The sequence below is a fragment of the Mycobacterium sp. E3305 genome, assembly GCF_001666785.1.
Taxonomy (GTDB): Bacteria; Actinomycetota; Actinomycetes; order Mycobacteriales; family Mycobacteriaceae; genus Mycobacterium.
In genome coordinates, this window is sequence record NZ_LZJA01000254.1 from 1 (window position 1) to 2240 (window position 2240).

Here is a 2240-nt window from a genome sequence, read left to right on the forward strand (position 1 = left end):
ATCCACTCGGCCAGCACCGACGCCGTCGCCGCCACCCGCCGCGCCGTCTTACCCGACACCACCAACGTCGACACCCCGCCGTCGGGGCCGGCGTCGTCGACCGGCGCCAACCCAGGGCCCTGCTCGACGATGGCGTGCGCGTTCGTCCCGCCGAGACCGAACGACGACACCGCCGCCCGGCGAGGACCCGCATCGGACGGCCATTCGATGTTCTCGACGGGCACGAAGAGCCGGGTCGACGACGCGTCGATCGCCGGATTCCACTGCGAGAAGTGCAGGTTCGGCGGGATCTGCCCGCGCTGCACCGCCAGCACCGCCTTGATGAACCCGGCCACCCCGGACGCCGCCTCCAGGTGGCCGATGTTGGTCTTCACCGCGCCGAGCGCGCACGAGCCCGGGCCGCGCCCGTAAGTGGCTGCCAGCGCTTCGAATTCGATCGGATCCCCGAGCGCCGTCCCCGTTCCGTGGGCCTCCACGTAGTTGACGCTTTCCGGTGCGATGTCGGCCGACCGCAACGCGTCGGCGATCACATCGCATTGGGCGGCCGTGTTGGGCGCGGTGATGCCGTTGGAGCGCCCGTCCTGGTTGACCGCCGAACCCCGCACCACGGCCAGCACTCGATCGCCGTCGCGCACCGCGTCGGTCAGCCGCTTGAGCACCACGACCCCCGCGCCCTCGCCGCGGACGAACCCGTCCGCCGCCGCGTCGAACGTCGCGCACCTACCCTGCGGCGACAACAATCCCCAAGCCGAGATGGCGATCTGGGTCTCGGGCCGCAGCGTCGCGCTGACCCCGCCGGCCAGCGCCAGGTCGCTCTCGCGGGACCGCAGGCTCTGGCAGGCCAGGTGGATCGCCGCCAACGACGACGAGCAGGCGGTGTCCACCGCCACCGCAGGCCCACGCAACCCCAACAGGTAGGAGATCCGGCCCGCGGTGATGCTGTGGGAGTTGCCGGTTCCGGTATAGGCGTCCACCTGCTCCGGGCCGGCCGCCAGCATGGACTGGTATTCGTTGAAGTAGGCGCCGATCATCACGCCTGTTCGGGTGTCGGCCAGTGAATCCGTTGGAATGCCGGCATGTTCGAGCGCCTCCCAGGCGACCTCGAGCACCATCCGCTGCTGCGGGTCCATCGATGCGGCTTCGCGCGGGGTGATGCCGAAGAACTCGGCGTCGAACCCCGCGATGTCGGGCACGAAGCCGCCCCACTTGGTCGTCATGTGACCGGGCGTCAAGGGGTCGGGGCTGTAGAAGGCCTCGGCGTCCCACCGATCCGACGGGATCCCGGAGATCGCATTCCGGCCCTCGACCAACAACTCCCAGAAGCTGTCCGGTCCGGTCACCTCGCCGGGGAATCGGCAACCGATCCCCACCACAGCGATGGGTTCGGCCGTCACGGTGCGGGCGGCACGGGCGAATTCTTCGGACAGAGCGGTGCGCTGCTGCGCCGTCATGTCCGAGACGCGGCTGAAGAGACTGCGCATTACGCGGGCTCCTCGGCGGTGACGGAGGACGACTCGATGCGGTCGAACAAACTGTCCAGCGTGCTTCCCGCCGAGGCGGACAACGCCGCGATCTCGTCATGTCCCGAATCCCCTTCGGGCGCGACCATTTTGGTGAGCTGGTCCGCCAGCGCGGCGACGGTGGGGTGATTGAACAGCATGGTGGTCGAGATTTCAACACCCACCAAGGTCTCCGCCTCCCGGCGAATTGCCATGGCGCCCAGCGAGTTCAGGCCGAGCTCGGCGAGTGGCCGATCGCTTTCCAGCTCCGGTTCGGGAATCCGCAGTTCCCGGGCGACGATGCCGCGCAGCCCGCTTTCCAGCTCCCGGTGCACCTGCGCAGGTGTCAGGTGCGACCAGTCCTTCGCCGGGATGAGGGCGGCGCCCGCCGAGTCCGGAAGCAGGTCGTCGACGATGTGCAGTGCGCCGCGGATCCGATAGGCCTCCGCCAGCAGCGGCCAATCCGCTTCTACCACAACCGAATGCGCACCGGCGGCGGGACTCGACACCAGGGGAAGTGCCGTGATGGCGGTCTCGTCGTCCATGGGCAGCAGGCCGGTTCCGACGCTGACCTGACCGGCATCACCGTCGCTGTCGGCCAGTGATTTCCACAATCCCCAGTTGACCGTGGTGGCCGCGAGCCCCAGGCTGCGCCGGGCGTACACCAGGGCGTCCAGGTAGCCGCTGGTGGCGGTGTAGTGGGCCAGCCACCGCGAACCGGTGAGGCCGGAGATGGAGGAG

The 2240-nt window shown here is 69.3% G+C and carries 2 protein-coding genes; both read right to left on the reverse strand.

The features are described 5' to 3' along the window. Positions 1-1481: type I polyketide synthase (locus A5701_RS23045; protein WP_197505042.1), on the reverse strand; the 1481-nt coding region annotated here is incomplete at its 3' end. Further along, positions 1481-2240: beta-ketoacyl reductase (locus A5701_RS23050; protein ID WP_156670232.1), on the reverse strand; the 760-nt coding region annotated here is incomplete at its 5' end. The genes A5701_RS23050 and A5701_RS23045, both read right to left, overlap by 1 nt.